Genomic DNA, 5,343 nt, shown 5'->3' with positions numbered 1-5,343 from the left:
GTCTTCGGTCCTTTAAATTGCGAACGCTACCAAATTGGTTGAGTTCCCGAAGCAGGTCGATGTCTACATCGGCGATAAGAATCATTTCGGTGTTGGGTGTTGCTTCTGCTTTTACTCCGTTTACCGGAAACGAAAAATCGCAGGGTGTAAATACCATCGACTGTGCATATTGAATGTCCATGTTGTGAACCTTTGGTAAATTGCCCACACTTCCAGCAATGGCTACATAGCATTCATTTTCAATTGCTCTGGCCTGAGCACAATTGCGAATGCGAGAAAAACCATTTTGAGTATCGGTTAAAAAGGGAACGAATAAAATATCCATACCGTCATCGGCGAGCAGCCTGCTCAATTCTGGAAATTCTACATCGTAACAAATTAGGATGCCAATTTTTCCGCAATCAGTATCAAATACTTTTAGTTCATTTCCTTTTTGCATGCCCCAAACTTTTGTTTCATCAGGGGTTACGTGTAATTTCTCGTAGCGTTCTACACTGCCGTCGCGTTTGCACAAGTAGCCAACATTGTGTAGACGATTGTTTATAATTTCAGGCATACTACCCGAAATGATATTGATGTTGTAGGAAATAGCGAGTTCTGAAAATTTGTGAACAATAGTTTCAGTGTGCTCAGCCAGTTTCCTAATAGCTTCAGCTTCAGTCAGGTGGTTGTTTTCAGCCATTAGCGGAGCATTGAAGAACTCTGGGAATAAGGCAAAGTCTGAACGATATCCAGAAACGGCATCTACAAAAAATTCAACCTGATGCATTAATTCATCCAAGTTGTTGTAGGTTCTCATTTGCCACTGAATCAATCCTAAACGAACAATTTTTTTAGTGATACTGGGTTTTTTATTCTGTTTTTCGTAGTAAATATTATCCCATTCTAGCAATACAGCGTAGTCGTTTGAATCTTCATCGCCCTCGAGGTAGTTTTTTAGTATTTTTGCAGGATGAAAATCATTTGATACCTGGAAATTTAAAACGGGGTCGTGAATTTCTTTTCTTCTTACTTTCGCGATGTATTCTTTGGGGGACAATTTATCGGCGTACTTATGATAGTTTGGAATTCGACCACCAAAAGCAACACCTTTTAAATTTAGACGTTCGCTTAATTCTTTTCGGTAGTCGTATAATCTTCGCCCCAATCGCAATCCTCTAAATTCTGGCTTAATAAATACATCAATTCCATACAATACATCTCCATCGGCAGTGTGAGTTGAGAATGTGTAGTTTCCAGTTATTTCTTTATAGGTATGTTTGTCATCAAATTTATTGTAATCTACAATAATTGAAAGAGCACATCCGGCAATTTGATTGTTGACCTTGATTACAACCTGTCCATCAGGAAAACAATCAATTAAGGTTTTAATCTGATGTTCTCTCCAATAAGAATTGGGCATACTTGTGTAGGACTCGATCATGGCTTTTTTAAGTTCCTGATAATCATCAAGACTTAAGAAGGATAATTCAATGTTTTCTATTTCTTCCATTTTGTTTTAAACCACTAATAATAAGATGTGCTTTCGTGCACATATCTTTCTGTTTTGGTTGAATAAATGTAATAATTTCAGCAATATATGGTGCTTTTCGAAAATAAAAAATATTTAAGTTCTAAATATTCATTTAATCAGTGATTTAGCTTATGTATTTGTATTGGTTTTTTTGCTTGTTTTTTCAGAATAACAAATATGTAGATGAAGAATGGATTTACTTGTTTCGTTTAGTCGATTTTAATTGAAATCAACTTAGTATTGACGGTGTTTTGATTTGTCGTGAATATTAGTGTTTATGTTCTCTATGCTTACAATTTTTGCTTTACACTGTGGAGTCTATTGAAAAAACTACTATTTTTAGGCTTCAAAGACCTTTTTTTATGAAACAAACCACCCAAAAAATTCTCCTTTCTCTCTTTTTTTGTTTGAATGTTTTCTCTCTTTTCGCTAATCAAGAGGGTGCGTTAATTGTTCGAAATTTTAGACCTACTGAGTATGAAGGGGGAAGTAAAATTTATTCTGTAATTACAAGTTCGGACGGCCTTTTGTATGCTGGGGATAAAAATGGAATTCTCGAATTTGATGGTGAAAATTGGTTGAAAATTAAAATTGGATTTGCTGTTAATTCTCTAGCTGTAGATAGTAAAAATAATGTGTTTGTTGCGGGAAAAGAAGGAATCGGAGAGTTAAAAAGAGATTCCCTAAATCAAATCGAATATCATTCTTTAAATTATTTGGTTACTGGTTATTTGAATTCTAATGTATTCCGAAAATCACAAGTGTTTCAATTAGACAAGGAAATATTATTTGTAGTTGATAATAAGTTGGTTGTTTTTTCGGAAGAGCGAATTCGTATTATTGAAAACAAAGATCAATATCGCTTGGCTCAAAAAGTCGATAATGAACTGTATTTGTATTCGTACCAGTCAGGTTTGTATAAATATTCGAATGGGGAATTAGATAAGGTACTGACAACCGATGAAATTAAGATGCGTCATTTCTGGGGAATTATGAATAGTGCAGAAGGTATTGTTCTTTGGGAAGATGGTGCGAACTCCTATTTGCTTGAGGGTGATAAGCTCAAAAGGGTGAGTGGTGTATTAAATGATTTTGTTTCTGAGCATGTTGTGGATGGTATTCATCAAATAGATTCAAATATTTATGTGCTGAAAACCTACTATGATGGATTATTGATTGTGAATTCGAAACGTGAAATCATCAAACAAATAAACCAGAAAGGAAGTTTGATTAACAATACAGTTTTTGGAGTTGATTTGGATTTGTATGGCAATCTTTGGATTGGTACATCATCGGGAATATCGGTACTCCGGCAAGACCTGCCATTTACGGTTTATAATACTCAATCGGGTATAGGAAGCGGATATGATTCGGCTAAAGTTGGCGAGGATATCTATTTGGGAACTAGTCATGGATTATGGCGGAAAAAAAAGAATGATGGTTTTGAAAATGATTTTGAAATGATATTTCCTGGTCATGTTTTTGGATTGTCAGTGATAAACGGGGTGTTGTATCTTGGCCATCCATCAGGCATTTATTCAATTGCTAAAAATAAAATTCGCCCTGTGATTCATAAACCTGGTGGAAGTTTTATTAAGAAAGTTCCTTTTGAAACTAACACCTACTTAACCAATACAAATGATGGGTTACTTAAACTTTTGCAGGAAAATGGCAGTTTGAAGAAAAGTAACTTGTTGGCAGGAAAGAACCGTGAGATTCATAATTTTGAGTTCGACAGTTTGGGAAATGTTTGGGTTGAATACGATAATGGAATTTATACTTTTAATTGGGATCAACCCGAAATAAAGAGATTTTATACTCGTGTAGGCAAGGAAAATCGCTTAAAAAAAGTTCGACAAATTGATAATGAACTTTATTTTATTGCAGATAGTGGTGTTTATTTTTTCAACGATCAGGAAAAAGATTTTTACAAACCAAATTTGTTAAAAAGCATAAACGAAAACAATCAAATTCCGACTAATATTCTTGGTAATTCAACGGATAAAATGTGGGTGTTTTTCGGAGAAAAGTTAACACAATACAAATTAAGAGGGAATGTTTTGAAGCCTTCTTACGATCAGCCGTTTAAATTTATAGATGGTTTTTATCCCATTGGATTTGAGAATGTTTCTCAGCTTAGCGATTCTACCTTTTTAATTGGAAGCGAAGAAGGCTTTTATTTTTACGAGGAAAAGGAGTACGTTGCAGGAACTTACTCTTCGGTAATTATTCGAGATGTGAGCATTTCCTCTCTCGAGAGAGGAAAACATAAGGTTTGGGGCAAGTTAGCGAAGCAAAAGGATGGCTTTTTATTGCAACTAAAAGAACCCATTTCTTATTCGAACAATTCAATTGAATTTGTTTTTTCGGCTGGAGCTCCTAATTATAACAAGGTTTACTATCAAACCTATTTGTATGGTTATAATGAAAAATGGTCGGAATGGAGTCGTGACAACAGTCGTGAATTTACTAATTTGGCTGCTGGCGATTATCGATTTGTGGTTCGTGCCATAAATGATTCTGAAGAGTATAGTAAAATTGCTGTTTGTGAATTCAAAATATTACCGCCCTGGTTTTTAACGAGAGGAATGAAAATTCTTTATGTATTACTCTTTTTCTTGATTTCTTTGAGTATTATCTATTGGGTTCGTTATACCATTCAGAAAACGAAATTAAAGCTTGAAAATCGGCAAAAAGAAGAAGCTGCAAGTTTGGAACAGCAAAGGGCTCAAGAGAAGCTTTCTTCCGAAAAGCAATTGATTCGTTTGAGAAATGAGAAATTGAGGTCAGATAATTTGCACAAGGCAAAAGAATTAGCCAATCTTACTTTTAATTTGATTCAAAAGAATCAGGTTCTAACCGATTTTAAGAGCGAATTAGAACAAATTAAAAGGTATTCCGAAACCAATAAGCTGGTTACTGAAGATCTTCGCAGATTGATTCGGAAAGTGAATAAAGATATTGACAAGGAAGAAAACTGGGAGGTCTTCGAAGATTATTTTGATACGGTTCACGAAAATTTCTTTATCAAGCTGAAAAAGAAATTTCCCGATTTAACTTCCAAAGATCTTCGTCTTTGTGCCTATCTTAGAATGAATTTGGCAACTAAGGAGATAGCTCCGCTTTTAAATATTACTGTTCGGGGAGTAGAAATAGGAAGGTACCGCCTGCGACGTAAGCTCGAGCTCGATCGAAATGTTAACTTCACTACCTTTTTAAATAGCTTATAAGACAAGAAATTATAGTTTATCCGGCTATGTACAAGTTAGTCAATTCTGATACGGAAGCTCGTGAGCAGGCAAAAGCAATGGCATTTTGGATTAGAAATAAGGACATAAAGAAAGGACACTTTCTTAAAAAAGTGTCCTTTTGTTTGCAAGAATTTTGATTAGAAACTTCTAAAATTTAAGGGGTTTTCCCTCTTTGGTATAGTATTCAACCGGACCATATGCTTCTAGTTTTCCTTTTAATTCTGATGCTTTTCCTTTCACAAGAACGATACAGTTGTTAGGTTTAACGTATTTTATTGCCATTTCCTGAACGTCTTCCTTAGTAATTTCTCCAATTTTAAAAGGATAAGCTTTTAGATAATCGTCTGGTAAATTGAAGTCATCTTTTACCATAGCAAAAGATAAAAATCGCTGTAAAGCTACCCCGCCAAGCGATCTGGCGTAAGCACCAATTAAGCTATTTTTAGCCATTCTCAATGTATTATCGCTTACTGTTTGATTACGGATTCGAAGCATCTCGTAAATGATATTTTCTACGGCAATGGCTGTTTTTTCGGTTCTCACATCTACCTTGGCAAATCCTCTTCCACCTGCTCCTGT

Annotated in this window: 2 protein-coding genes and 1 pseudogene; 1 reads left to right on the top strand and 2 read right to left on the bottom strand. The window is 35.0% G+C overall.

Features of this window, described 5'->3' with window-relative positions; translation table 11 throughout:
- The coding region (locus tag ABYT26_RS17400; RefSeq protein ID WP_372756260.1) for a carbon-nitrogen hydrolase family protein at positions 1 to 1,492 on the bottom strand (1,492 nt) is incomplete at its 3' end.
- A gap of 383 nt (positions 1,493 to 1,875) precedes the next feature.
- Between ABYT26_RS17400 and ABYT26_RS17395 the strand changes: the two genes are divergently transcribed.
- Positions 1,876 to 4,743, top strand: a complete 2,868-nt coding sequence (locus tag ABYT26_RS17395; protein ID WP_372756258.1) for a triple tyrosine motif-containing protein — start codon at positions 1,876 to 1,878, stop codon at positions 4,741 to 4,743.
- Between the two features lie 168 nt (positions 4,744 to 4,911).
- Here ABYT26_RS17395 and ABYT26_RS17390 read toward each other — a convergent pair.
- Positions 4,912 to 5,343, bottom strand: a pseudogene (locus tag ABYT26_RS17390) (hypothetical protein); the annotation flags it as partial.

Source organism: Labilibaculum sp. (assembly GCF_041595635.1).
Lineage (GTDB): Bacteria > Bacteroidota > Bacteroidia > Bacteroidales > Marinifilaceae > Labilibaculum.
The sequence above is the reverse complement of the archived record's forward strand: the minus strand, read 5'-3'. Positions and strand labels throughout refer to the sequence as shown.